The organism is Stutzerimonas stutzeri (assembly GCF_000952685.1).
GTDB classification, from domain to species: Bacteria; Pseudomonadota; Gammaproteobacteria; order Pseudomonadales; family Pseudomonadaceae; genus Stutzerimonas; species Stutzerimonas stutzeri_E.
This window is the reverse complement of sequence record NZ_JYHV01000029.1, coordinates 339,471-362,967: the sequence shown is the minus strand read 5'-3', so window position 1 is coordinate 362,967 and position 23,497 is coordinate 339,471. Positions and strand designations below refer to the sequence as shown.

The window sequence follows — 23,497 nt, the reverse complement described above, 5'->3', positions numbered from 1 at the left end:
TTTCGGTCAACTAATTCCTGACTCAAAAGTCAGTAGAGCCGACAAGCGAGCTTTCCGCAGCAATGTGCATGCCGCTTCGGCTTCTCAGTTCATGCTTTGAGTGTGGCCCAGGTGGGCGGAGATTGCCGTTCGCCTCGATAGGTGTAGTGCGTCGGAGCAGCGATGCTCGCGCCGTAACTGGAATGACTGTTACGGCGCGAGGCATCCCGCTCGTAGGTACCGCTCAGGATGCGCGGCGGGTTAACCCGCTATCAGCGCACGAGCGGCCTGGCTGTGGTCGGCGATCAGGCCGGCGACATCGAGGCCTTCGATCTGGCCATCCATCACGCGCCACTTTCCGCCGATCATTACCCGGTCGGCACGATCGGCGCCGCACAACAGCAACGCCGAAATCGGATCGTGGCTGCCGGAGAAGCGCAGCTCGTCGAGCTTGAACAGTGCCAGGTCGGCCTGCTTGCCGACACTCAGCGCGCCTACATCGTCGCGCCCCAGCAGGCGTGCCGAGCCCCGCGTGGCCCAGCCCAGCACACGCTCCGGGGTGATCTGCTCGGCGCCATAGCGCAAGCGCTGGATGTACAGCGCCTGGCGCGCCTCGAGAATCATGTTGGACGCGTCGTTCGAGGCCGAACCGTCCACGCCCAGGCCGATGGGCGCGCCGGCTGCCTCCAGCGCGACGGTCGGGCAGATGCCCGAAGCCAGGCGCATGTTCGAACTCGGGCAATGGCAAATACCGGTACCCGCTTCGCCAAGCCGGGCGATCTCGTGGTCATTGAAGTGAATGCCGTGGGCCAGCCAGGTACGGTCGGACAACCAGCCGACGCTGTCCAGATAGTCCACGGTGCGCAGGCCGAAGCGTTGCTCGCAGAACGCTTCTTCGTCGAGGGTTTCCGCCAGGTGCGTATGCAGGCGCACATCGTGGTATTCGGCCAGCGCGGCGCTGGCGCGCATGATTTCCGGGGTAACGGAAAAGGGCGAGCAGGGCGCCAGGCCGATCTGAATTTGCGCACCCGCGCCACGCTCGTGATAGGTACTGATCAGCCGCTCGCTGTCGGCCAGAATCGCCTCTGCGGTTTGCACCGTGTGTTGCGGTGGCAAGCCGCCGTCTGCTTCGCCCAGACTCATGGAGCCGCGGGTCAGCATGGCGCGCATGCCGAGTTCGCGTACGGCCTCGATCTGCACGTCGATGGCGTTCTCCAGGCCGCCGGGAAACAGGTAATGGTGATCGGCCGCGGTGGTGCAACCCGAAAGCAGCAGCTCGGCCAGTGCCACCTTGCTGGCCAGCGCCAGCCGGTCCGGTGTCAGGCGTGCCCAGACCGGATAGAGTGTCTTCAGCCAGGGAAACAGCGGTTGGTTGACCACCGGCGCCCAGGCGCGGGTCAGGGTCTGATAGAAGTGGTGATGGGTATTGATCAAGCCAGGCAGCACGGCGTGCTCGCGGGCGTCGAAGGTACTGTCGACAGGAGAAGAGGGTGATTGCCCGGCGGCAAGCAGTTCGACGATGACGCCATTGGCGATCACCAGCCCGCCGGAGGCGTCCTGGTCGTTGGCGGTAAAGATGGCGAGGGGATTCTTGATCCAGATACGGCTGGCAGTCATGGCCGGCTTCTCCTGAGTTGAGTTCAGAATTGCCAGCTCAGTTATGCCCTGTCTGCTGATCCAGGGGCGCGCGACTTAGCTGGGACGCCCAGTCGGACGTCAAGGAAGACACGACGCGAGAAGCACGATAAAGGCTTCGACTTCACTTGTCATCCCCGAACGCGCGCATGAAAAAGCCGGGCAGGTGCCCGGCTTTGTCGGTGCCCTGGTTCTAGCCGCCGAGGTAGGCGTCGCGAACCTTGGGGTTGCTCAGCAGTGCTTCGCCAGTGTCCTGCATGACGATGCGACCGTTTTCCAGCACGTAGCCACGATCGGCCAGCTTCAGCGCCTGGTTGGCGTTCTGCTCGACCAGGAAGATGGTCACGCCGTCTTTGCGCAGCTGTTCGATGATGTCGAAAATCTGCTGGATGATGATCGGCGCCAGGCCCAGCGATGGCTCGTCCAGCAACAACAGCTTGGGCTTGCTCATCAAGGCGCGGGCAATGGCGAGCATCTGCTGCTCGCCGCCGGACATGGTGCCGCCGCGCTGCTGGAAGCGCTCTTTCAAGCGAGGGAATAGCAGCAGGACTTTGTCGAGTTGCTCCTGGAAATCCGCCTTGTTGGTGAAGAAGCCGCCCATGGCGAGGTTTTCCTCGACGGTCAGGCGAGCAAAGATGCGCCGGCCTTCAGGTACCACGGCAATGTCCTTGCGCATGATGTCGCAAGTCTGCTTGCCGACTAGCTCCTCGCCTTCGAAGCGGATGCTGCCTTCGGAAGCCATGGGCGTGCCGCAAAGGGTCATCAACAAGGTCGATTTCCCGGCCCCGTTAGCGCCGATAAGGGTGACGATCTCGCCCTTGCGGACCTCGACGTCGACGTTATGCAGCGCCTGGATCTTGCCGTAAAAGGTGGAGACGTTTTCGAAATACAGCATGGTTACGCCTCTCCCAGATAGGCTTTGATCACATCCGGATTATCGCGGATCTGCTCCGGTGTGCCGTCCGCAAGTGGGCAGCCCTGGTTGATCACGACGATGTGGTCGGAAATGCTCATGACCAGCTTCATGTCATGCTCGATCAGCAGAACCGTCACGTTGTGCTCATCGCGCAACATCCCAATCAGCGCCTTGAGGTCCTCGGTTTCTTTCGGGTTGAGGCCGGCCGCGGGCTCGTCGAGCATGAGAATGCGTGGGCGGGTCATCATGCAGCGGGCAATTTCCAGGCGACGTTGCTGGCCGTAGGCGAGGGTACCCGCCGGACGGTTGGCGATATCGGTCAGGTTGACCTGCTCGAGCCAGTGCGCGGCGAAATCCATCGCTTCGTGCTCGCTCTTGCGGAAGGCCTTGGTCTTCAGCAGTCCGGAGAGGAAGTTGGTGTTGAGATGCCTATGCTGCGCGACCAGCAGGTTCTCCACCGCCGTCATGTCCTTGAACAGGCGAACGTTCTGAAAGGTACGCACCACGCCCTTGCGCGCGATCTTGTGCCCGGGGAGGCCATGGATCGCCTCGCCATCGAGGAGGATTTCGCCCGAAGTCGGTTGATAGAAACCGGTCAGGCAGTTGAACACGGTGGTCTTGCCGGCGCCGTTGGGGCCGATCATGGAAACCACTTGTTTGTCATGGACGGTCAGCCCCACCCCGTTGACGGCCAGCAGGCCACCGAAACGCATGGTCAGGCCGCTTACTTCGAGAATCGGGCGGCTCATCGCTTCAGCTCCAGGTGGGGACGTTGCATGGGCAGCAAGCCCTGCGGACGCCAGATCATCATCAGCACCATCAGGGCGCCAAACATCAGCATGCGGTACTCGCTGAACTCACGCATCAGCTCGGGCAGCAGGATCATCACGATGGCGGCGAGTATCACGCCCAATTGCGAGCCCATGCCGCCGAGTACCACGATGGCGAGGATGATGGCCGATTCGATGAAGGTGAACGATTCCGGCGACACCAGGCCCTGACGTGCAGCGAAGAAGCTGCCGGCGAAACCGGCGAAGCTTGCACCCAGGGTGAACGCCGTGAGCTTGATCACCGTCGGGTTCATGCCCAGCGCGCGGCAGGCGATTTCGTCTTCGCGCAACGCTTCCCAGGCCCGGCCGATCGGCATGCGCAGCAGACGGTTGATGACGAACAGGGTCAGCAGCACCAGCAGCACGGCGATCAGGTAGAGAAAGATCACCTTGTTGATGGAGCTATAGTCCACGCCGAAGAACTCATGGAAGGTTTGCATGCCCTCGGCTGCGCGGCGATCGAACGACAGGCCGAACAGGGTGGGTTTGTCGATGCCGCTGATACCGTTCGGGCCTCCTGTCAGGTCGGTCATGTTGCGCAGCAGCAAGCGGATGATCTCACCGAAGCCCAGGGTCACGATGGCCAGATAATCCCCGCGCAGGCGCAGCACCGGGAAGCCCAGGAGAAAACCGAACAACGCAGCCATCAGCCCGGCAATCGGTAGCGCTACCCAGAAGCCGATCCCGTAGTAATGCGAGAGCAGGGCGTAGGTATAGGCACCGACGGCGTAGAACCCGACGTAGCCCAGATCGAGCAGGCCAGCCAGACCCACCACGATGTTCAGGCCCAGGCCGAGCATTACGTAGATCAGGATCAGCGTGGCGATGTCCACCGCACCGCGTGAGCCGAAGAACGGCCAGGCGAGGGCGACCAGGATCAGAGCAATGATGATATAGCGCTGGGTCGACGGTAGTGTCAGGAAGTTGCCTGCACCGGCTGGTATCGTCGGCAGCCTGGGGCTGGCGGCCCACCCGGCTGCGGCGTGATGACGGAACAGCTGCCAGAAGAACATGACCACGGCGCAGGCGGCGATGATCCAGAAAGTCTTGGCGTCGCTTCCGTGAACTTCCAGGCTAATGCCGACGGTAGTGAGCTTCAGGCCGAACACCGGCACCGCGACGGCAACGACCAGCAGCGCGCTGAAAAAGGCAGTACGAAGATTGCGGGTCATACCTTTTCAACCTCCGGACGACCAAGAATGCCGGTCGGGCGGAACAGCAGCACCAGTACCAGCAGGCTGAACGCCACAACGTCCTTGTATTGATCGCCGAAGATGTCGGCACCGAAGGCTTCGGCCACGCCGAGCACCAGGCCACCAAGCATCGCGCCGGGGATACTGCCGATGCCGCCGAGTACTGCAGCGGTAAAGGCCTTGATACCGGCCAGGAAGCCGATATGCGGGTTGATCACCCCGTATTGCATGCTGATCAGCACAGCCGCGATTGCCGCCAGGGCAGCGCCGATGACGAAGGTCAGGGCGATGATGCTGTTGGTGTTGATGCCCAGCAGGTTGGCCATCTTCAGGTCTTCGGCGCAGGCGCGGCAGGCGCGACCCAGGCGTGAGCGGGAGATGAACAGGGTCAGGCCCAACATGGCCAGGATGGTGACCACGAAGATCAGCACCTGCATGTAAGAAATGACGACGCCGTTCATCGCGCTTTCACCCAAAATGAAGTTACCCGGCATCAGGTTGGGAATCGCCTTGTCCTTGGAGTCTTGCGAGAGCAGGACGACGTTCTGCAGGAAAATCGACATCCCGATCGCCGAAATCAGCGGAATCAGTCGATTGCTGCCGCGCAGAGGTCGGTAGGCGACGCGTTCGATGCTATAGCCATAGGCGCTAGTGACGATCATGGCAGCTGCGAACGCACCGATCATGAGGATGGGCAATGAATCGAGCCCCATCATGGTCAGGCCGACAATGGCGATGAAGGTGACATAGGAGCCGATCATGTACACCTCGCCATGGGCGAAGTTGATCATGCCGATGATGCCGTAAACCATGGTGTAACCGATGGCTATCAAGGCGTAGGTGCTGCCGACCGTGAGGCCGTTTATCAGCTGTTGGAAGTAGTGGTAGAGCTCAGGCATTACATTCTCCTGAACACCCGCAGCCCGTGCTGGCAGGCGGCTGAAAAACTGTCTGGGTCGGCTATACATCGTTAAAAACGGTCTCAGCTGCTCATTTAGGGAACCTAAACTGCGTCTCTGAGCCTGTTTCTGCCTTGTATTGCCTGCCTCGCCTACGTTTTTCAGCGACTGCTCGACCGCCAATGCGGACCTGCTTCGAACACGCGGCACGGAGAAATGCAGCGCCAAGGGCTCCGTGCGGATCACGCACATTGCCGACTTCGAGGCGGGCCAGCGCTATGCAGGCACTCGCTTGGATGAAGGTGTTGCGGGGGGCGGCCCAATTGCTTGTGGCCGGGTCAGCCCCGATCAGCTAAAACAAAGCCCACAGCGGATGCCGTGGGCTTCGGTTGGGTTGGTTAACGGATCACTTGGCTTCGGTCTTGGTGCCGTCCTGATGCCATTCGTAAACCACGAAGTTGAAGTCTTTCAGGTCACCCTTCTCGTCGAAGGCGAGGCTGCCGGTCGGTGTATCGAAGGTGTTGCTGCGCAGCGCTTCGGCGACCTTGGCGGTGTCGGTGCTGCCGGCTTTCTCGATACCCTCGGCAATGACCTGGACCGCGGCGTAGGCCGGGAATACGAACGGGCCGCTGGGGTCCTGATTCTTCGCTTTGAACGCGTCGACCAGTTCCTGGTTGCGCGGGTCCTGATCGAAGGATTTCGGCAGGGTCACGTACAGGCCTTCGGAGGCCGGGCCGGCGATGGCCGAAATTTCCTTGTTGCCGACGCCCTCTGGTCCCATGAAGCGCACGTTCAGACCGCGCTCCTTGGCCTGGCGTAGCAACAGGCCGAGTTCCGGGTGATAGCCGCCGTAGTACACGAAGTCGACGCCTGCCTGCTTGAGCTTGGAAATCATCGAGGAGAAGTCCTTGTCGCCGGCATTGATGCCTTCGAACAGGCCGACCTTGACGCCTTTGCTTTCCAGGGTCTGCTTCACTGCCGTGGCGATACCTTCGCCGTACTGCTGCTTGTCATGGATGACGGCGACGTTCTTCGGCTTGACATGGTCGGCAATGAAGTTGCCGGCGGTCGGGCCTTGCAGACTGTCCAGGCCGATGGTGCGGAAGATCAGCTCATAGCCGCGCGAGGTGATGTCCGGGCTGGTCGACGCCGCGGTAATCATCAGAATGCCTTCGTCTTCGTAAATATCCGACGCCGGCTGGGTGGAGCTGGAGCACAGGTGGCCGACCACGAAGCTGATTTCGTCATTGACGATCTTGTTGGCGACCGCAACCGCCTGCTTGGGGTCGCACGCGTCGTCATACACGACGCCTTCCAGTTGCTGCCCGCTGACGCCGCCCTTCTTGTTGATCTGCTCGATGGCCATCTGGGCCCCGATGAACTGCATGTCCCCGTACTGCGCAACGGCCCCGGTGACAGGACCGGCCAAACCGATCTTGATAGTGTCGGCGGCAAGCGTATAGCTCGCTGCTCCGGTCAAAGCGATAGCCATGAAAAGTTTGGACAGACGTTGCTTGGTCTTCATATGCGCTCCACTTGCATCATTATTGTTTGAATCCTGCTGGCTGCAGTGTCGTTAAGGGGCAAACGTCCCCAAACGGTACGGCAACTGTACCGGCACAGTGTAGAAGCGTCAGCACCTGTTTGCCCAGTCAGGATTCGATCCATTTGATGGGATTCGCTCGGGCGCTATCATTACGCCCTTTTGGATAACGAGTGAAACCCATGAGCGAAGATCCAAGCACTCTCTATGCCAAGCTGCTGGGCGAAACCGCGCCGATCACCTGGCAGGAATTGCAACCCTTCTTCGCCCGCGGCGCGCTGTTGCGCGTCGCCAGCGACTTCGATCTGATCGAGGCTGCGCAGGCCGTGGCCCAGGATGATCGAGATACAGTAGCCGCATGGCTGGCTAAAGGCCATATGTGCAAGCTCGAGGCCGAACAGGCGCAGGATTGGTTGGCGCGCGATCCCGAATTATGGGCAGTGGTGGTGGCGCCCTGGGTGCTGGTACAGGAAAGGGCAGCGAAACCGAGCCTGCACTGATTCAACTCAGCCACGCACCCATCGCATGCGCGCCCAGCCGCTCAGTGCGTCGACCGCCAGCACCATTAGCAGCATGGCCAGGATGACCGTCGAGGCCTGGGCTTCCTGAAACAGGCTGAGGTTCATGTAGAGCATCTGCCCCAGGCCGCCGGCACCGACGAAACCGAGGACGGCGGCCATGCGGATATTGTTTTCCCAGCGATACAGGGTGTAGGCCATCAGTTGTGGCCACAGCGTAGGCAGGGTGCCGTAACAGAATGCGGCGAGGCGATTGCTGCCGGCAAGGCGCAATGCCTCGGCCGGGGCGTTCGGCGTATTTTCCAGGGCTTCGGCAAATAGTCGCCCCAGTACACCGGCAGTGTGTAATGCCAGCGCAAGGGTCCCGGCATTCGGGCCCAGGCCCGCCGCCAGCACCATCAGCGCTGCCCAGACCAGCTCCGGAACGGCGCGCAGTGCATTGAGCAGCAGGCGCGAGAAGCCCTTGGCAACCAGACCGAAGCGGCCTGACGCCGGTAGCGCCAGCAATAATCCGAACAGAGCGGCCAGCAGCGTGCCCACTGCCGACATGGCCAGGGTTTCCAGCGCGCCGTAGCCGATCGCCCGCAGATGATCAGGTGACAGATCGGGGTTGAGAAAGCCCGAGGCGTAACGGGCCATCTGTCCCAGGCCGTCACGGCTGAACATTGCGCTGGCTTCGAATTGCAGAAAGGCGAACGAGCCGATCACCGCTGCGATCAACAACAACGGCAGCGCATAGCGCGAAAGCGATCTCACACGAATCTCCGGCGCAGCAGCTGGCTGATCAGATCCGCCACCAGCACCAGTCCCAGAAAAGTGAGCAGCATGCTCGCCACCTCGCCACCGGCGAACATGCGCATCGACAGATCCATCTGCTGGCCCAGCCCACCGGCGCCGACGAAGCCCATGACTACCGAGGCGCGCACAGCGCACTCCCAGCGATAAACGGTATAGGACAGCATTTCGCCTGTCGCTTGCGGCAGCACACCGTAGGCGAACGCCTGTAACCGTGAACTACCGGCACCGACCAGGGCCCGTGTCGGCAGCGGATCGACCGACTCGAAGATTTCCGCATAGACCTTGCCGAGCATGCCGGCATAAGTGATGGCGATGGCCATCACCCCCGCCGTGGGGCCGAGGCCGACCGCGCGGACGAACAGCAAGGCCCAGACGATCTCCGGCACGCTGCGTAGCAGGATCAGCAGTCCGCGCACCGGCCAGCGCACCGCTTGCGCCCAGGGTCGCGGGCGACCGGCGCGGCTGAGTGCCGAGATCGATAGCGCTCGCGTGGCCAGCAAGGCGCAGGGCAGCGCCACGACCAGCGCTAGTGCCATACCGGCAGTGGCGATCGCCAAGGTTTCCAACGTGGCGCGCCCCAGCAGCCGAATAAAGGCTTCGTCGTGTGCGGGCGGCCAGAAACCGGCGAGGAACGCCCCCATGGTTTCGGCATTGCTGCCATCGAACAGCACACCGAGATCGAGCTCGCTCAACGACAGGCCTGGCCACAGCAAGACCAGGGCCAGCAGGGTCACCGCCAGGCGCGGGCCGGCGGCCGGGTCGCGGTGGCCGACGACGGGGTTTAGCATCGCGGAACGTGCAAAGGCTGGTGGGGCAAGGGCAGTGAGGTCTGCGCAGTGTCCAACTGCTCGTTGGCGTACAGCGCCTCCAGTTCGGCTGCTGTCACCTCTGTCGAACGCTTATCGAACAGGACGCGGCCGGCACGAACCCCAATGACTCGCGGGAAATGCTCGAGTGCGAGCTCGACGGCGTGCAGGCTGGCCAGCAAAGTCGCTTGGCGGCGAAGGCTCTCGCGGTTGAGCACGTTCAGCGAATAGGCCGCGAGCACCGGATCCATCGCTGACACCGGTTCGTCGGCGAGGATCAGCTCGGGCTGCTGATAAAGCACGCGGGCGATGCCAACGCGTTGCAGCTGCCCGCCGGACAGTTGATCGCAACGCTCGTAGAGCTTGTCGGCCAGATCCAATCGGCTGAGGGCTTCGGCCGCACCCTGCCTGTCCAGCGGGTAGACCAGGCTGACCAGGCTACGCCCCAGCGACCAGGCGCCCAGACGCCCTGCCAGCACCGCCGTAATGACACGCTGGCGAGGAGGTAGCGGTGGCGCCTGATGAATCAGCCCGATGCGCTTGCGCAATTTTTGCCGTCCGCCGGCGGACAGCGACCAAGGGACGCAGCTGAACAACTCGAGATTTCCGTCGCTCGGTTGGATGTGGCTGGCCAAAAGGCGCAACAGAGTGGTCTTGCCGGCTCCGGAAGGGCCGATGATCGCGATGCGCTCACCTTTTGCGATAGCAAGCTCGATGTTCTGCAGCGCCACATGCCCGTTCGCATGACGATGCGTCAGGCCGGTCAATCGCAGGAGTGGCGCGGGAACGGCCGTGTGGCGATCCGGCATAGGTGAAACTGTTGTCGAACGGCTCATCTTGGCTACCTAGGCGCTGCATCAGGCGGATCCGCCGGTGCATCGCCATGAGGGCATTGGCGCGGGGCGGTCGGGCGAAAAGCCGAGCCGTCCACTTCTGGCGGCACCTCGACCGCGGCGGTCGAGGGCGGGAAATTACTTCAACAGGCCAGCGGCGCGGGCAGCTTCCTCGATACCTTCATAATTTTCCGGGCGGGTCTCGATGAAGCGGCTGGCAGCTTGCAAATCGAGAATCTTCTTGTGTTCCGGATTCTCTGGATCCAGCGCGAGGAAAGCGGCTTTGATCTTGGCTACCAGAGCAGGATCGAGATCGCCGCGCACCGTCCAGTTGTAGTCGTAGTAGGGCGGTGTAGTGGAGATCACTCGGACCTTGTCGGTATCGACCTTGCCGGCGGCGACCAGCTTGTCCCATACCGAGGCGTTGAGCACGCCGCCATCTGCCTTGCCGGCTTCGACCCAGGCAGCGGTGGCGTCATGCGCGCCCGAATAGGCGATGCGCTTGAAAAACTGCTCGGGATCGATGCCGTCCCGGATCATGAAATAGCGTGGCATCAGGCTGCCGGACGTCGACGACACGGAGCCAAAGGCGAAGGTCTTGCCCTTGAGGTCCTGCAGCGTTTTCACGTCCGGATTGGCCGTGATGAATTTGCTGGTGAATTTCTCGTCCTGCTCACGTTGCACCAGCGGGATCGCGTCGCCAGTCTTCAGGCGGGTCTGGACAAAGGTGAAGCCACCGAGCCAGGCGAGGTCGAGACGGTCGGCAGCCAGGGATTCGACCACTGCGGCGTAGTCGGAAACCGGGGTGAACTTCACCGGCATGCCCAGTTGTTTTTCGAGATATTTGCCGAGCGGTTCGAACTTGCGGATCAGTTCGGTCGGTGCTTCGTCGGGGATGGCCGATACCCGGAGGGGTTCGGCTGCATGAGCGGTAACAAAAGACAGGGATACGGCAAGGCCGGCAAGGGCTGCCAGGGTTCGCTTCAACATTGTGGTTCTCCGGTTCAATAGCGGAAAAAGCGCGCGGATTATAGAGGTACAGAGGTGCGACGGTGCAAGTCGCATGGCATCGGTGAAGGTTTGAGCGGGTTGTTGGGCTGCATTCTCTTGTGAGCCTTTCGCCCTGTGAGGGGCTTCAGCGTGAGGGCGGTCAGGCGAGACGTCCTGAAGCGTTAAACAAGCCGTGGAAAATGTTTTGTGATTCAGTTCACGGTTAATCTAGAATCGCCGCCTTCATGGAAGATGGCTAATTGCTATGGAAGAGCAACAAGACAAACGCACGCTCCACGCCCTTCGAAAACACGTCGACGAAATGCTCGCTGCCGGCGCGACGATCGTCTCGCGGGATCCGGTGACCCTGTTGCGCGACGGCCAGACGCTGAAGATCAGGCATGGGATGCTCGTCGGCTACTCCGCGTTGCTCGATCTGGTCGAACCGATTTCCGACCATGAATGGCCGGACGCCCTACGGCAGATGGCGATCGATCTTTGCATCCAGCAATTGGACGAAGCGATCCGCGCCCTGGAAGACAAGTCTGCTCCCGCGCGCCTGGGGCATTCGGCGAACGACAGCTAGACTGGCCCTCAGGTCTGCACAGTCTGTTCTTCGCGCCGCTGATGGTTACCGATGGCGCGTGTCGTGTTCCGGTTGCGTTGTTGCCGCTGACAAATAAATGTCCGGACGAAGCAACGCAACGGACAGGACCTGATCAGAGGGGTATGGGTGCACACCGCAGCCATGTGATTTGAAGGGGGCTCTTCATGCTCGATCGGACTTCGTGCCACGGCTTCATCCCGCCCTACATCCTGCGGCACATCATCGATAACGGCTCGGAATGGCAGCGTGAACGTGCGCTGGGAACGCTGGGCCACGTGCGTGAGCTGTTGCCTAATCCAGGGCCGCCCAATCGCCAGCCAAGGGTCAGCGTGTTGCCCGAACGCGGCCAACCAGGCGAGCCGCGGCGCAGCATTCACGATGCCCAGCAGCAGATGGTGCTGCCGGGCGTGCTGGCGCGGATCGAAGGCCAGCCGCCGGTCGCCGACGCGGCGGTCGATGAGGCCTATGACGCGCTCGGCATCACGCATGAATTCTTCTGGCAAGCGTTCGGTCGAGATTCGATCGATAACCACGGCTTCCCGTTGGTCGGGACGGTGCACTACGGTGTCGGCTACGAGAACGCCTTCTGGAACGGCGCGCAGATGGTGTTCGGTGATGGCGACGGCGAAATCTTCAATCGCTTCACCCTTTCGCTGGATGTTGTGGCTCACGAGTTGGCCCATGGCGTCACCGAAAGCGAGGCCGGGCTGGTGTACTTCAATCAGTCCGGTGCCTTGAACGAGTCGGTTTCCGACGTATTCGGTGTGCTGGTCCGGCAGTTCAGCCTCAAACAGACGGCGGGCCAGGCCGACTGGCTGATCGGTGCCGAGCTGCTGACCGACAACGTGCAGGGATCGGCGCTGCGTTCGATGGCCAACCCCGGCAGCGCCTATGACGACCCCGTGCTGGGCAAGGATCCGCAGCCCGGGCACATGCGCGACTTCATAGAAACGCGCGATGACAATGGTGGTGTGCACCTGAACTCCGGCATTCCCAACCGCGCGTTCTACCTGGCCGCCACGGCGATGGGCGGCCACGCTTGGGAGAAGGCCGGGCGCATCTGGTACGACACCCTGTGCGATCCTCGTCTGGCCAATGATGCGGATTTCGTCGCGTTTGCCCGACTGACCGTGGACAACGCGACCGTTCGCTTCGGTGACAGCGAGGCGCAGGCAGTGGAACAGTCCTGGGCGGGCGTCGGTGTGATGGTGAACTGAGGAGGCTCCATGAAACAGTTACCGGCATTGGGCAGTGACGCGACTGTCCGCCTGTCAAGGCAGGGTGGCATTGCCACGATGCAGGCGCTTAGCCGCCCGCGTGAGATTGATTTCGCCCGTTGCGACGAGCAGCAACGCGGGCAGATCTGCTCGGTATTGGAAGGCTGCCTGCCGCTGGCCACCAGTACCAGCGGGCAGGGTGACCGCCGTTATTACCAGATCGAGCTGCGCTACCGAGAAAATGAGCGTGACGACGAACTTGTTCTCCAGATCCCGGAGGAGCGGGCACCCGGTGAACTGGTGCGGCTTTGGGACAAAGGCGAGGTGTCCTGAGGGGCGCTTGTTCGCAGCGGTCATTGCGGCGCTAGAATCGCTGCCATCTTTGCTCAAGGGATTTCATTGATGTCTGAACTGCCATCCATTGCCTTTGCCGGCATCGGCCTGATGGGGCTGCGCATGTGCCGTCGGCTGCTCGCTGCCGGTTTTCCACTGAGTGTCTGGAACCGCTCGCCTGAAAAATGCACGCCCCTTGTCGATGCCGGCGCGCGGCTGGCGAACAGTCCCGCCGAACTCTGCGCCGAGGCCGATGTGGTGCTGCTGTGTCTGGCCGATACAGCAGTGGTGCGCGAGGTGGTGTTCGGCGCTGGTGGCATCGTCGAGGGTGCTCGGGCGGGTCAGGTGCTGGTCGATCATTCCAGCTTGGAGCCGGCCGCCACGCGCGCCATGGCCGCGGAGCTCGAAGCACGCAGTGGCATGCGTTGGGTCGACGCACCGGTGTCAGGCGGTACGGCGGGCGCCGAGGCGGGGAGCCTGGCGATCATGGCCGGCGGGCGCCGCGAGGATGTCGAGCGGGTGCGCCCCGTATTGGCGTACCTGGGCCAGCGCTTGACGCACATGGGCGATGTCGGTGCTGGCCAGGTGACGAAAGCCTGCAACCAGATGATCGTGGCCTGCAATGCACTGGTCATCGCCGAGGTGGTGGCGCTGGCCGAGCGCTCCGGCGTCGACGCCAGCCTGATCGCACCGGCGCTCGCCGGTGGCTTCGCCGATTCCAAACCATTGCAAATTCTCGCCCCGCAGATGGCTAGCAGCGAGTTCGATCCGGTGAAATGGCACGTGCGGACCCTGCTCAAGGACCTCGACACGGCCGTGCAACTGTCCCGCGAAGAAGGCAGCGCCACTCCAATGACCGGGCTGGCGGCGCAGCTGATGCGACTGCATGGCAGCCAGGGAAACCTTGAAAACGATCCATCCACGCTGGTGAACATGTATCGGGAGCAGAACCCATGAAGATCGCCGCCAACCTGTCCATGCTGTTCAGCGAGCTGCCGCTTGCTGAACGCGTCATGGCGGCCCGCGTTGCCGGGTTCGATGGTGTCGAGATCCAGTTTCCCTATGAACTGCCAGCGATCCATCTCAAGGAACTGCTCGAACGTGCAGATTTGCCTTTGGTGCTGATCAACCTACCAGCCGGCGATTTCATGCACGGCGGTCCTGGCCTGGCTGCGGTACCGGCGCGTCAGGCCGACTTCGATGCTGCGTTGCAGGAGGCGCTGACTTACGCGGCCATGGTACGGCCGGTGTGCGTCAACGTACTGCCGGGCCGGCTGGCCGAAGGCGTGACTCGCGATCAGGCGCTCGAAACCCTGGCGGGCAACCTGCGCAAGAGCGCCGAGGCCTTCGCGTTGCTGGGCATTCGGGTGGTTTGCGAGGCGATCAACCCGTTGGATATGCCGGGCTTTCTGATCAACACGCCGGACGATCTGCACGCGTTGTTGCAGCGGGTCGATCACCCCAACTGCCAGGCGCAGCTGGACCTTTATCACATGGCTCGGCAGCAGCTGGACGTGGCTGCCGGTATTGGCCTGTTGGGGTCGCGCATTGGCCACGTGCAGTTCGCCGACTGCCCCGGCCGCGGCGCGCCCGGCACCGGTTCGCTGGCGTTCGAACCGTTGCTCGATGCGTTGCAGGCGGTGGGCTATGACGGCTGGTTGTCGGCCGAATATCGACCCGAAGGCACAGATACCGCTGCCGGCCTGGGCTGGCTGGAAACGTGGCGAAAACACTGAACGGTCGCATTGCCCGGCATAAGCGAAGATGATGGTGACAGACAGGCGAGCGCCGGCGCTCTAGAGTCGGCGTCGAGTCGGTCAGACGACCGGCGTATAACAATAAATCGAGAGCGACGTCATGCAGCCATCTACCCAAGCCGCGAACGCCTGGCGCGTCCTGTTCCTGCTGTTTCTGGCCAATCTGTTCAATTTCTTCGACCGGACCATTCCCGCCATCATTGCCGAACCGATCCGTCTGGAGTGGAACCTCAACGACTTCCAGTTGGGGCTGATCGGTACCGCGTTCACCATCATCTACGCGATAGCCGGTGTGCCCTTGGGGCGCATGGCCGACGTTGGATCGCGTCGCAAGATCATGGGCTGGGGCCTGACGGCCTGGAGCGGGCTGACGGCTGTAAATGGGCTGGCGTGGAATTTCTGGACGTTCCTGCTGGTGCGCATGGGCATCGGCATCGGCGAAGCCAGTTATGCGCCGGCCGCCAACTCACTGATCGGCGACCTGTTTCCGGCACACAAGCGCGCACGGGCGATGGGCATCTTCATGCTCGGCCTGCCGCTTGGGCTGCTGCTGGCCTTCTTCACCATTGGTTCGATGGTTGAGTACTTCGGCAGCTGGCGCGCACCCTTCTTTATCGCCGCCGTACCCGGGCTGGTGCTGGCGTTGTTCATTTTCTTCGTCAAAGAACCTCAACGCGGTGCCGCCGAGACGGTGAAAGTTTCCCAGGAACGCGTACAGCAGCCGGTACGCAAAGTGCTGGCGATTCGCACGTTCTGGTGGCTGGTGCTGGCAGGGCTGGCGTTCAACTTCGCGACCTACGCCTGCAACGCCTTCATGGTGCCGTTGCTGATGCGCTATCACGCCGTGCCATTGGTCGAAGCATCGATTGCCACCGGCGTGATCGTCGGATTGACCGGTCTTATCGGGCTGACTTTGGGCGGCTGGGTCGCCGACAAGATTCATCAGCGTTTCGCCCGTGGCCGGCTGATCTTCGCCGCCGTGAGCATGCTCATCGCCACGTTCGCCACCGGTTACGCACTGCTGGCGGGGCGCATAGAGGTTGGCGTGTTCGTCGCGGTGTTCAGCATTGGCTGGCTGTTCTCCTACAACTTCTACACATGCGTCTATACCGCCATTCAGGACGTGGTCGAGCCGCGTCTGCGCGCCACCGCCATGGCGCTGTTCTTCGCCGGGCTGTACCTGCTCGGCGGCGGCATGGGCACGGTGGTGGTGGGGCTGCTGTCGGATCATTTCGCCGAAGCGGCAATGCTCGCCGCGGGCGCCAGCGAGATGAGCGAAGTGTTCCGTGCGGAGGGCCTGCACGGCGCCATGTATCTGATTCCGGGCTCGCTGTTACTGACCATGGTATTTCTGTTCCAGGCCTCGCGTACTTTCTGTCATGACTCCAAGCGCATGACGGATGGCATGACCGACTCCGCCGCGGCTGTCGAGGCGGCGCTGGCCTGATCCTTCCCTGGTGCTGTGGTGAACAACCGCAGCACCAGGCGCAGCCTTGCCCTATCAAAACGACGATTGGCCGACATTTGGCTGCTGGCTCGCATAAACTGCGCGGCCGTTTTTGGCAGTCCGGAACGCACATGCACAATTCGTCACCCGCCCGCGCCTGCGGCATCGATTTCGGTACCTCCAATTCCACCGTCGGTTGGTGGCGACCCGCCAGCGAGCCGCTGATCGTGCTCGAAGACGATCAACACACGCTGCCATCGGTGGTGTTCTTCAATGCCGAGGAGCGTCGTCCTGTCTATGGACGTCTTGCTCTGTCCGAATACTTGGAAGGCTACGAAGGGCGGCTGATGCGCTCGCTCAAGAGTCTCCTGGGCTCGAAGCTGCTGAAGAGCGAAACGACGGTGCTGGGCAGCGCCATGCCGTTCAAGGAAATCCTCGGGCTGTTCCTCGGAACACTCAAGCAACGCGCCGAGATCGAGGCCGAGCGTTCGTTCGACGAGGTGGTGCTGGGTCGCCCGGTGTTCTTCGTCGACGACGATCCGCAAGCCGATCGGGAAGCGGCGCAGACCCTGGCTGCGGCGGCGAACAAGATCGGCTTCAAAGATGTGTCGTTCCAATACGAACCCATTGCCGCAGCCTTCGACTACGAGTCGCGCATCGAGCAGGAAGAGCGTGTGCTGATCGTCGACATTGGCGGCGGTACTTCCGACTTCTCGCTGGTGCGGCTGTCACCGGAGCGGCGTGCCGTCGATGATCGGCAGAGCGACATACTCGCTACCTCGGGCGTGCACATCGGCGGGACTGATTTCGACAAGCAGCTCAGCCTGCAGGGTGTGATGCCGCTGTTCGGTTATGGCAGCCGTATGAAGAGCGACGCTCCGATGCCCACCAGCACCCATCTCAGCCTCGCCACCTGGCACACCATCAATGCGGTGTATGCGCCGGCCTCGCTGCGTGCGTTGCAGAGCATGCGCTACGACATCGTCGACCCGACGGGGATCGATCGCCTGTTCAGCCTGATCGAGCAGCGTGCCGGGCACTGGCTGGCGATGCAGGTGGAGCAGGGCAAGATCGAGCTGACCGAGCAGGACCGCTATCTGATCGACTTCGCGCGGATCGAGGCGGGGCTTCAGGTGAATCTGACCCGTGACGGCTTTGAGGCCGCAATCGACCCGTTGCTCGAACGAATCCGTAGCACCGTCAGTCAATTGCTGGCCAGTGCCGGGCTCAAGCATGAGGAAATCGACACGGTGTTCTTTACCGGCGGTTCCAGCGCGATTCCGGCACTGCGCGACAGTGTCGCCAGATTGCTGCCACGGGCGCGTCACGTCGAAGGGAATCGCTTCGGCAGTATCGGCAGCGGCCTGGCGATCGAGGCGCTTAAGCGCTACGGTTGATTACCCGTTAACGCCGGCGAAGTCGCACCGCGGCGGGCCTGATAGGAGTCCTCATGGGGTATAAGCTGCGTCCGCACGATCCTGCTGCCGAAGTACGCAAGGTGGCGCGTCAGGGTATCGACAAAGCCATGGAAGCGCTGGGCGCGCCGGTCGCGGAACGTGCCGAAGGGATTCACCAGGCGCGCAAGCGCTTCAAGGAGCTACGCGCGCTGTTGCGCTTGGTACGCGAGCCCTTGGGCGGCGAGTTCAAACGTGAGAACCAACGCTTGCGCGACCTTGGGCGTGCCTTGGCCGAGTCCCGCGATGCCGCTGCGATGCTTGAAAGTTGGGATCTGCTGGCGGAGCGATTTCCTGATTCTTTTGCGCAAGAGGGGCTGAAAAAAACGCGGCGGCGGCTACGGGATCGGGCACGACGTGGTGAGACCGAGACCAGCGGCATCGATCAACGAATTGTTGAGGCGAAAGCCGAGCTTCAGTCGCTACGCGAGCGGGTCGAGAAGTGGAAGCTGGCGACGAATGACTTTGATTTGTTCGCCGCTGGCGTGCACCGCACTTACACGGATGGCTGTGCGGAGCTGGCCAAAGCCCGTCTTGATCTGAGCGATGAGCAGCTTCACCAGTGGCGCAAGCGGGTCAAGGATCACTGGTACCAGACGCGACTGCTCGCGCCGAGCTGGCCGACGCTGATGCAACTGCGTAGCGATACGCTCAAGCGCCTGGCCGACATGCTCGGCGACGATCACGACCTGGCGATGATGCAGCAGCTGAAACAACGGCAACCCGAGCTGTTTGGTGAGCCGAGCCAGCATGAGCGGCTAGACGTAATGATTGCCGAGCGTCGCAGCGAGCTGCAGAGCGGTGCGCTGAAGATCGGCAGCGAACTCTATGTCGAAGCTCCAGAGCAGTTGGTTGCGCGCTGGCGGCGCTATTGGAACGACGCACAGCGCTGAGCATCGCATGGCGGTCGATTTGCTCAGGCGGCCCGGCTGTTGATCTCGTGGATAGCCAGCATCTTTTCCAGTTCGGTACGGATGAAGGCGTCCTCACAACCCGGTAGGTATTCGCGCAGCTTGCGGATCACCCACTGCTGCCCCCGATCAACGAAGGGCAGGCGCTCGTCCAGCGACTCGATAGCCATGGCCTTGTCATAGAACGCACCGGTTTCGCGGTTAGGCTCGATACCCAGGTGATTGAGGCAGTTGAGCACCAGCCTGCAGCTGTCGACCTCGCCCTGACGAATCTGCTCCAGCAGTTTTCGCTGCGCCGGATCTTTGCAATGCTGCAGGCTTTCACCCGCGACCTTGGCGCCCGCGCGTTCGGCACTCAGCAGATCCTGCAGCATTTGGGCTTCGCCTTGCGCCGTATTCAGGGGATGCTGATCATTCATGCGGGATCTCCTGTACTGGTGGCAATGACGCACGGCTGCGAGCGGCGTGCGTCAGGATGACTGCGTCGGGGGTTACAGCTTCTTCGCGGTCACGATCTTCACCGGCGTCAATGGCACGTTCTGCATCATGCTGCGGTTGCCGGTCGGTACCTGGGCAATCTGGTCGACCACGTCCATGCCGCGCACCACCTTGCCGAATACGGCATAGCCGAAATCCCGGCTGCCATGGTCGAGAAACGCGTTATCGCGGTGGTTGATGAAGAACTGACTGGTGGCTGAGTTGACGTTCTGCGTGCGGGCCATCGCCAGCGTTCCGCGGACGTTGTGCAGGCCGTTATCGGCTTCGTTCTTGATCGGTTCGCCGGTCTTCTTCTGGTTCAGGCCTTCATTGAAGCCGCCGCCCTGCACCATGAAGCCGGGGATCACGCGGTGGAATACGGTGCCGTCGTAAAAGCCGCTTTCGACGTAGCTGAGGAAGTTCTTCACGCTGATCGGCGCTTTCTCGGCCTCCAGCTCGATTTCGATTTCGCCCATGCTGGTGTTCAGCAGCACGCGCGGGTTTTCCGCCGCCAGCAGGTTTCCAGCGAGCAGCAATGAGCAGGCGGCGAGTAGGAGTCGTTTCATGATGTAGTCCTGGTGAGGGAGGAAGCCTGGGTGAGCCCACCGTTGGCAGGCTGCGATTGCGCATCGTACGTCTTGATCAGGTCGATGAGAATCTGGGTTGCCGGGCCGAGCGGCTTGTTCGGGTTAGTGTAGAGATAGAACAACGGGCGACGAATACTGCCTTGGACCAATGGCAACGGTTTGAGCACGCCTTCGGCCAGCTCGCGTCCGATCATGTGGCGCGGCAGCCAGGCGAAGCCGAGCCCGCTGCTGACGAAGCCCACCGAGGTGGCCAGGCTGCCCACGGTCCAGCGCTGTTCGGCGCCCAGCCAGCCGCTGTCGCGTGGTTGTCGCTGGCCGGAATCGCGCACCACCACCTGCATCTGGCTCTGCAGGTCCTGCACGCTGAGCTTGCGTTGCAACTGGTGCAGCGAATGGTCGGCGTGGGCGACGGCGATGAATTCCACGTGGCTCAGCTCCGCGCCGAGGTAGCCGGTGATATCCAAGGCGCTGATGGCGAGATCGGCGGTGCCGTCCTTGAGTACGTCCTCGACGCCGGACAGTACCTCTTCGCGTAGCCGAACCCGGCAACCGCGGCTTTTGGGCATGAACTCGGTCAACGCACGGATCAGTTTGGCGTTGGGGTAGGCGGCGTCCACCACCAGGCGGACCTCGGCTTCCCAACCCTGCTCCATGTGATGAGCCAGTTCTTCGAGCTGTCCGGCCTGGACGAGCAGTTGCCGGGAGCGGCGCAACAATACTTCGCCGGCGTCGGTGAGCACCGCCTTGCGGCCGTCGATACGCAGCAGTGGTACGCCCAGCTGCTCCTGCATGCGCGCTACGGTGTAGCTGACCGATGACTGCGAGCGGTGCAGCATCTCGGCGGCCTGGGCGAAGCCGCCGTGGTCGATCACCGCCTGCAGAGTTCGCCATTGATCGAGGGTCACGCGTGGCACTTTCATTCCATGGTTTTCCTGTGGCGTCTGTCTGGTACGCTGGCAAGCCTTGACAAGGAGCCCTTACAAAAAATGAAAAGCATCTGCTTCGCCGCGCTCGCTTCGCTCGCCATCATCCCACTGAGCGCCCTGGCCGTCAGCTACCCAGTGGAAGTAGAGCAGGAACTTAACGGTGCCGACGTGCTGGCCACCACTGAAACCATCGACCGAGACATGGCCGGCCTGATACTGCAGAACTTCAGTGAACACCCGGTCGACTGCACCGCGGTGTTCCGCAATGGGCCGGAGGCGCCGCGAACCCGCCACACCGTCCTGAAGGCGGGCGAGCGTAAACCCATGGTCGCCAAGTTCAAGCGTGATGTGATCCGCCTGCGCATCAAGCTGACCTGTGAGCCGCAAACGTCTTCCTGACGGGCCGCTAACGCCGCGTCCGCGGGCTCGGCTTGGCTGCGGCCGCATCGCCAGGCACCGGTCGCGCCCGCACGATCCGCACGATGCTCGCCGGGCCGGTTGAGCAGCTCAGGCCGCATAAAGGCGCCTCCGCGGCGGCTGGACGCGTTAATCTATGCGACGTTTTTTCGACCTACCCGAGGTGTCACCCTTGTTTGACCAATTCGCCCTGCACGAACGCCTGCTCAAGGCGATCGCCGAACTCAAATTCGTCGAGCCGACGCCGGTGCAGGTGGCGGCCATACCTCCGGCGCTTGAAGGGCGTGACCTGCGGGTAACGGCGCAGACCGGCAGCGGCAAGACCGCGGCTTTCGTGCTGCCTATGCTCAACCGTTTGATCGGCGATGCGGTGGTCCGCACCGATGTGCGTGCGCTGATTCTGTTGCCGACCCGCGAACTGGCCCAGCAGACCCTCAAGGAAGTCGAGCGCTTCGCGCAATTCACCTTCATCAAGTCGGCGATGATCACCGGCGGTGAGGATTTCAAGGTCCAGGCCGCGATCCTGCGCAAGGTGCCGGATATCCTCATCGGCACCCCGGGACGCATGATTGAGCATCTGAACGCCGGCACGCTGGTCCTCAAGGACGTTGAGCTGCTCATCCTCGATGAAGCCGATCGCATGCTCGACATGGGCTTCGCTGACGACGTGCAGCGCCTGGTCGGCGAATGCGCCAAGCGCCAGCAGACCCTGCTGTTCTCCGCCACCAGCGGTGGCGCCGCGCTACGCGAGATGTCAGCCAGCGTGCTGCGCGATCCGCTGCATCTGCAGCTCAACCGCATCAGCGAACTGAACGAAGGCACCCGCCAGCAGATCATCACCGCCGAAAACACCGAGCATAAGGAAAAACTGGTGCATTGGCTGCTGGCCAACGAGACCTACAAGAAGGCGGTGATCTTCACCAACACCCGCGTGCAGGCCGATCGCTTGTATGGCCGTCTGGTGGCCGAGGGTGTGAAGGCTTTCGTGCTGCACGGCGACAAGGACCAGAAGGACCGCAAGCTGGCCATCGACCGGGTCAAGGAAGGTGGGGTCAAGGTTCTGGTGGCCACCGATGTGGCGGCGCGAGGGCTGGATATCGAAGGCCTGGACCTGGTGATCAACTTCGACATGCCGCGTTCCGGCGACGAGTACGTGCATCGGATCGGCCGGACCGGTCGCGCCGGTGCCGAAGGGCTGGCGATCTCGCTGATCTGCCACAACGACTGGAACCTGATGTCGAGCATTGAACGCTATCTCAAGCAGCGCTTCGAGCGACGCGTCATCAAGGGGCTGAAGGGCAGTTACATGGGCCCGAAGAACCTCAAGGCTTCAGGCAAGGCGGCGGGCACCAAGAAGAAAAAGGACGACAAGAAGAAGGCCATCGACAAGAAGGCCAAGCCGACTGGCAAACCGACCGCCAAGCGACCGAAGAACGCCAAGCGTGAGACGCCGCCATCACAGATCGTGAGCCAGGACGGCATGGCGCCGCTGCGTCGCAAAAAGCCCGTCGCCGAATAATCGGCTCAGAGCCGGGGCGGCCTCACTGCCCCGGCTTAAGCGCCTCTCAGCGCTTCTCAGCCGGTGCGATATCGGCTTTCTTCTCCGCTTCTTCCACGTGCTGCAGCCGCTTGTCATAGGCCTGACATTCATCGCCAAGCTGCTCGGCAGTCTGCTTGACCTCCATCTCTCGCAGTTCCTCGTTGATCTCGGCCGCGCGCTCGGGGTCGCTTTCGGTCAGCTGATTCACCCGTTGGGCAAGCTCCTTGGCCTTCGCATCAATCTGATCGGTGGTGCATTCGGCGAATACCGGCTGGCTGGCGAGCAGGGCGGCGGCGAGGGGAATCATCAGGTATTTCATGGTGCGCTCCTTCTAACGACTTGTTCGGTGGATCGCCGTCGGCGCGCTTTAGTTCAGCCTCTGCGGCCGCACCGGTGATCGAACCATGCCGCCATCGGCAGGGTCCGTATTAGCAAGAGCCGCCCTGCTGAAGCGGTGCAACAGGAGAAAGGACATGACTTACGACTGGGATCTGATGCTGCGCCTGCTGCGAGAAGCGCAGAAGCCCGGCAACGAGGCTTTCGCCCCGCGCCAGTACGCCGACGAACACGCGATGGCCATGGAGGACGCCGGTCAGCCGTTACCCAACATGGATTCGTTGAAGGCCGAGGCGCAGAATTACGAAAGCCTGCTGTTCGAGGGCGGCTTCATGGTGACGCGGCCGGAAGAAGAGGGCGGCAACGGCGAGAACTTCGTGTTGACCGAGCGCGGCACGCGGTTGCTGCGCATGCTCGGTGGCGATGGCAGCCACCGCCAACGGCTGGAAGAGAAGGGGGAAGCGGCGCTCACCCCGGAAGTCTTCGATACCCTGGCGACAGGGTGAGGTCGGCTGTGCGTCATCGAACGGGACGCAGCCGACCACGAT

Annotated in this window: 26 protein-coding genes; 12 read left to right on the top strand and 14 right to left on the bottom strand. The window is 62.2% G+C overall.

The window, feature by feature from the left end:
- Positions 1-240 precede the first annotated feature (240 nt).
- The 6 genes from UF78_RS16335 to UF78_RS16310 form a co-directional block, all read right to left on the bottom strand.
- Positions 241-1,596 carry an 8-oxoguanine deaminase gene (locus tag UF78_RS16335; RefSeq protein ID WP_045163253.1) on the bottom strand — a complete coding sequence of 452 codons (1,356 nt, stop codon included), beginning with the start codon at positions 1,594-1,596 and terminating at the stop codon, positions 241-243.
- Positions 1,597-1,807: 211 nt separating this feature from the next.
- Positions 1,808-2,509: an ABC transporter ATP-binding protein gene (locus tag UF78_RS16330; protein WP_045163252.1), complete on the bottom strand. Its 702-nt coding sequence runs from the start codon at positions 2,507-2,509 to the stop codon at positions 1,808-1,810.
- Positions 2,510-2,511: 2 nt separating this feature from the next.
- Positions 2,512-3,279 (bottom strand): high-affinity branched-chain amino acid ABC transporter ATP-binding protein LivG, encoded by a 768-nt coding sequence (livG, locus tag UF78_RS16325; protein WP_045163251.1) that lies wholly within the window; start codon positions 3,277-3,279, stop codon positions 2,512-2,514.
- Positions 3,276-4,532 carry a high-affinity branched-chain amino acid ABC transporter permease LivM gene (locus UF78_RS16320; protein WP_045163250.1) on the bottom strand — a complete coding sequence of 419 codons (1,257 nt, stop codon included), beginning with the start codon at positions 4,530-4,532 and terminating at the stop codon, positions 3,276-3,278. The genes livG and UF78_RS16320 overlap by 4 nt, the downstream gene beginning before the upstream one ends.
- Positions 4,529-5,452, bottom strand: coding sequence for a high-affinity branched-chain amino acid ABC transporter permease LivH (gene livH / locus UF78_RS16315; RefSeq protein WP_045163249.1), 924 nt, complete (start codon positions 5,450-5,452; stop codon positions 4,529-4,531). Before livH ends, UF78_RS16320 begins: the two co-directional genes overlap by 4 nt.
- Before the next feature lie 406 nt (positions 5,453-5,858).
- Positions 5,859-6,977, bottom strand: coding sequence for a branched-chain amino acid ABC transporter substrate-binding protein (locus UF78_RS16310; protein WP_045163248.1), 1,119 nt, complete (start codon positions 6,975-6,977; stop codon positions 5,859-5,861).
- Positions 6,978-7,177: 200 nt separating this feature from the next.
- On the opposite strand from UF78_RS16310, the gene UF78_RS16305 reads away from it, so the two are divergent.
- The gene (locus UF78_RS16305) at positions 7,178-7,495 is read left to right on the top strand and encodes a DUF2288 domain-containing protein (RefSeq protein WP_045163247.1); all 318 of its coding nucleotides are present in this window, start codon (positions 7,178-7,180) and stop codon (positions 7,493-7,495) included.
- 6 nt (positions 7,496-7,501) lie between these two features.
- Here UF78_RS16305 and phnE read toward each other — a convergent pair whose 3' ends face one another.
- The 4 genes from phnE to UF78_RS16285 all read right to left on the bottom strand — a co-directional run bounded on the left by phnE (position 7,502) and on the right by UF78_RS16285 (position 10,940).
- Complete coding sequence (phnE, locus tag UF78_RS16300; protein WP_045163246.1) at positions 7,502-8,269, bottom strand: phosphonate ABC transporter, permease protein PhnE; 768 nt, start codon at positions 8,267-8,269, stop codon at positions 7,502-7,504.
- Entirely contained in the window at positions 8,266-9,099 is an 834-nt protein-coding gene (locus tag UF78_RS16295) for a PhnE/PtxC family ABC transporter permease (RefSeq protein ID WP_045163245.1), read from the bottom strand. Before UF78_RS16295 ends, phnE begins: the two co-directional genes overlap by 4 nt.
- A complete protein-coding gene (locus UF78_RS16290) occupies positions 9,093-9,926 on the bottom strand; it encodes a phosphonate ABC transporter ATP-binding protein (RefSeq protein ID WP_045163244.1) in 834 nt (277 codons plus the stop codon). The genes UF78_RS16295 and UF78_RS16290 overlap by 7 nt, the downstream gene beginning before the upstream one ends.
- 162 nt (positions 9,927-10,088) lie before the next feature.
- Complete coding sequence (locus tag UF78_RS16285) at positions 10,089-10,940, bottom strand: putative selenate ABC transporter substrate-binding protein (RefSeq protein ID WP_045163243.1); 852 nt, start codon at positions 10,938-10,940, stop codon at positions 10,089-10,091.
- 265 nt (positions 10,941-11,205) lie between these two features.
- Between UF78_RS16285 and UF78_RS16280 the strand changes: the two genes are divergently transcribed.
- The 8 genes from UF78_RS16280 to UF78_RS16245 all read left to right on the top strand — a co-directional run bounded on the left by UF78_RS16280 (position 11,206) and on the right by UF78_RS16245 (position 18,648).
- A complete protein-coding gene (locus tag UF78_RS16280; RefSeq protein ID WP_045163242.1) occupies positions 11,206-11,526 on the top strand; it encodes a hypothetical protein in 321 nt (106 codons plus the stop codon).
- Positions 11,527-11,711: 185 nt separating this feature from the next.
- Positions 11,712-12,764 carry a M4 family metallopeptidase gene (locus UF78_RS16275; RefSeq protein ID WP_045163241.1) on the top strand — a complete coding sequence of 351 codons (1,053 nt, stop codon included), beginning with the start codon at positions 11,712-11,714 and terminating at the stop codon, positions 12,762-12,764.
- Positions 12,765-12,773: 9 nt separating this feature from the next.
- Positions 12,774-13,097 (top strand): protealysin inhibitor emfourin, encoded by a 324-nt coding sequence (locus tag UF78_RS16270; protein ID WP_045163240.1) that lies wholly within the window; start codon positions 12,774-12,776, stop codon positions 13,095-13,097.
- 69 nt (positions 13,098-13,166) lie between these two features.
- A complete protein-coding gene (locus UF78_RS16265) occupies positions 13,167-14,054 on the top strand; it encodes an NAD(P)-dependent oxidoreductase (protein WP_045163239.1) in 888 nt (295 codons plus the stop codon).
- The gene (locus UF78_RS16260) at positions 14,051-14,833 is read left to right on the top strand and encodes a hydroxypyruvate isomerase family protein (protein WP_045163238.1); all 783 of its coding nucleotides are present in this window, start codon (positions 14,051-14,053) and stop codon (positions 14,831-14,833) included. The genes UF78_RS16265 and UF78_RS16260 overlap by 4 nt, the downstream gene beginning before the upstream one ends.
- 121 nt (positions 14,834-14,954) lie before the next feature.
- Positions 14,955-16,301 (top strand): spinster family MFS transporter, encoded by a 1,347-nt coding sequence (locus tag UF78_RS16255; RefSeq protein ID WP_045163237.1) that lies wholly within the window; start codon positions 14,955-14,957, stop codon positions 16,299-16,301.
- Positions 16,302-16,432: 131 nt separating this feature from the next.
- The gene (locus UF78_RS16250) at positions 16,433-17,698 is read left to right on the top strand and encodes an Hsp70 family protein (protein WP_045163236.1); all 1,266 of its coding nucleotides are present in this window, start codon (positions 16,433-16,435) and stop codon (positions 17,696-17,698) included.
- 53 nt (positions 17,699-17,751) lie between these two features.
- Positions 17,752-18,648, top strand: a complete 897-nt coding sequence (locus UF78_RS16245; RefSeq protein WP_045163235.1) for a CHAD domain-containing protein — start codon at positions 17,752-17,754, stop codon at positions 18,646-18,648.
- A gap of 23 nt (positions 18,649-18,671) precedes the next feature.
- Here the strand turns inward: UF78_RS16245 and UF78_RS16240 are convergent, their stop codons facing one another.
- The 3 genes from UF78_RS16240 to UF78_RS16230 form a co-directional block, all read right to left on the bottom strand.
- Positions 18,672-19,085, bottom strand: coding sequence for a DUF6306 domain-containing protein (locus tag UF78_RS16240; protein WP_045163234.1), 414 nt, complete (start codon positions 19,083-19,085; stop codon positions 18,672-18,674).
- A 72-nt stretch (positions 19,086-19,157) separates the two neighbouring features.
- Complete coding sequence (locus UF78_RS16235; protein WP_045163233.1) at positions 19,158-19,712, bottom strand: peptidylprolyl isomerase; 555 nt, start codon at positions 19,710-19,712, stop codon at positions 19,158-19,160.
- Complete coding sequence (locus tag UF78_RS16230; protein ID WP_045163232.1) at positions 19,706-20,650, bottom strand: LysR family transcriptional regulator; 945 nt, start codon at positions 20,648-20,650, stop codon at positions 19,706-19,708. The genes UF78_RS16235 and UF78_RS16230 overlap by 7 nt, the downstream gene beginning before the upstream one ends.
- Positions 20,651-20,716: 66 nt before the next feature.
- On the opposite strand from UF78_RS16230, the gene UF78_RS16225 reads away from it, so the two are divergent.
- Both UF78_RS16225 and UF78_RS16220 read left to right on the top strand, forming a co-directional pair.
- Positions 20,717-21,055 (top strand): hypothetical protein, encoded by a 339-nt coding sequence (locus UF78_RS16225; RefSeq protein ID WP_045163231.1) that lies wholly within the window; start codon positions 20,717-20,719, stop codon positions 21,053-21,055.
- Between the two features lie 190 nt (positions 21,056-21,245).
- Positions 21,246-22,592, top strand: a complete 1,347-nt coding sequence (locus UF78_RS16220; RefSeq protein WP_045163295.1) for a DEAD/DEAH box helicase — start codon at positions 21,246-21,248, stop codon at positions 22,590-22,592.
- A gap of 46 nt (positions 22,593-22,638) precedes the next feature.
- Here the strand turns inward: UF78_RS16220 and UF78_RS16215 are convergent, their stop codons facing one another.
- On the bottom strand, positions 22,639-22,932 hold the full coding sequence (locus UF78_RS16215) for a hypothetical protein (RefSeq protein WP_045163230.1): 294 nt from the start codon (positions 22,930-22,932) through the stop codon (positions 22,639-22,641).
- A gap of 154 nt (positions 22,933-23,086) precedes the next feature.
- Here UF78_RS16215 and UF78_RS16210 point away from each other — a divergent pair, with 154 nt between their 5' ends.
- Positions 23,087-23,455, top strand: coding sequence for a hypothetical protein (locus tag UF78_RS16210; protein WP_045163229.1), 369 nt, complete (start codon positions 23,087-23,089; stop codon positions 23,453-23,455).
- Positions 23,456-23,497: the final 42 nt, after the last annotated feature.

Excerpts from the sequence above, each read along its gene's own strand:
- UF78_RS16330 (WP_045163252.1), bottom strand. The coding sequence starts at position 2,509 with ATGCTGTATTTCGAAAACGTCTCCACCTTTTACGGCAAGATCCAGGCG.
- UF78_RS16240 (WP_045163234.1), bottom strand. The coding sequence starts at position 19,085 with ATGAATGATCAGCATCCCCTGAATACGGCGCAAGGCGAAGCCCAAATG.
- UF78_RS16280 (WP_045163242.1), top strand. The coding sequence starts at position 11,206 with ATGGAAGAGCAACAAGACAAACGCACGCTCCACGCCCTTCGAAAACAC.
- UF78_RS16320 (WP_045163250.1), bottom strand. The coding sequence starts at position 4,532 with ATGACCCGCAATCTTCGTACTGCCTTTTTCAGCGCGCTGCTGGTCGTT.
- UF78_RS16215 (WP_045163230.1), bottom strand. The coding sequence starts at position 22,932 with ATGAAATACCTGATGATTCCCCTCGCCGCCGCCCTGCTCGCCAGCCAG.
- UF78_RS16295 (WP_045163245.1), bottom strand. The coding sequence starts at position 9,099 with ATGCTAAACCCCGTCGTCGGCCACCGCGACCCGGCCGCCGGCCCGCGC.
- livG (WP_045163251.1), bottom strand. The coding sequence starts at position 3,279 with ATGAGCCGCCCGATTCTCGAAGTAAGCGGCCTGACCATGCGTTTCGGT.
- UF78_RS16285 (WP_045163243.1), bottom strand. The coding sequence starts at position 10,940 with ATGTTGAAGCGAACCCTGGCAGCCCTTGCCGGCCTTGCCGTATCCCTG.
- UF78_RS16255 (WP_045163237.1), top strand. The coding sequence starts at position 14,955 with ATGCAGCCATCTACCCAAGCCGCGAACGCCTGGCGCGTCCTGTTCCTG.
- UF78_RS16270 (WP_045163240.1), top strand. The coding sequence starts at position 12,774 with ATGAAACAGTTACCGGCATTGGGCAGTGACGCGACTGTCCGCCTGTCA.
- livH (WP_045163249.1), bottom strand. The coding sequence starts at position 5,452 with ATGCCTGAGCTCTACCACTACTTCCAACAGCTGATAAACGGCCTCACG.
- UF78_RS16245 (WP_045163235.1), top strand. The coding sequence starts at position 17,752 with ATGGGGTATAAGCTGCGTCCGCACGATCCTGCTGCCGAAGTACGCAAG.
- UF78_RS16225 (WP_045163231.1), top strand. The coding sequence starts at position 20,717 with ATGAAAAGCATCTGCTTCGCCGCGCTCGCTTCGCTCGCCATCATCCCA.
- UF78_RS16250 (WP_045163236.1), top strand. The coding sequence starts at position 16,433 with ATGCACAATTCGTCACCCGCCCGCGCCTGCGGCATCGATTTCGGTACC.
- UF78_RS16260 (WP_045163238.1), top strand. The coding sequence starts at position 14,051 with ATGAAGATCGCCGCCAACCTGTCCATGCTGTTCAGCGAGCTGCCGCTT.
- UF78_RS16335 (WP_045163253.1), bottom strand. The coding sequence starts at position 1,596 with ATGACTGCCAGCCGTATCTGGATCAAGAATCCCCTCGCCATCTTTACC.
- UF78_RS16290 (WP_045163244.1), bottom strand. The coding sequence starts at position 9,926 with ATGCCGGATCGCCACACGGCCGTTCCCGCGCCACTCCTGCGATTGACC.
- UF78_RS16265 (WP_045163239.1), top strand. The coding sequence starts at position 13,167 with ATGTCTGAACTGCCATCCATTGCCTTTGCCGGCATCGGCCTGATGGGG.
- UF78_RS16305 (WP_045163247.1), top strand. The coding sequence starts at position 7,178 with ATGAGCGAAGATCCAAGCACTCTCTATGCCAAGCTGCTGGGCGAAACC.
- UF78_RS16210 (WP_045163229.1), top strand. The coding sequence starts at position 23,087 with ATGACTTACGACTGGGATCTGATGCTGCGCCTGCTGCGAGAAGCGCAG.
- UF78_RS16310 (WP_045163248.1), bottom strand. The coding sequence starts at position 6,977 with ATGAAGACCAAGCAACGTCTGTCCAAACTTTTCATGGCTATCGCTTTG.
- UF78_RS16230 (WP_045163232.1), bottom strand. The coding sequence starts at position 20,650 with ATGAAAGTGCCACGCGTGACCCTCGATCAATGGCGAACTCTGCAGGCG.
- UF78_RS16275 (WP_045163241.1), top strand. The coding sequence starts at position 11,712 with ATGCTCGATCGGACTTCGTGCCACGGCTTCATCCCGCCCTACATCCTG.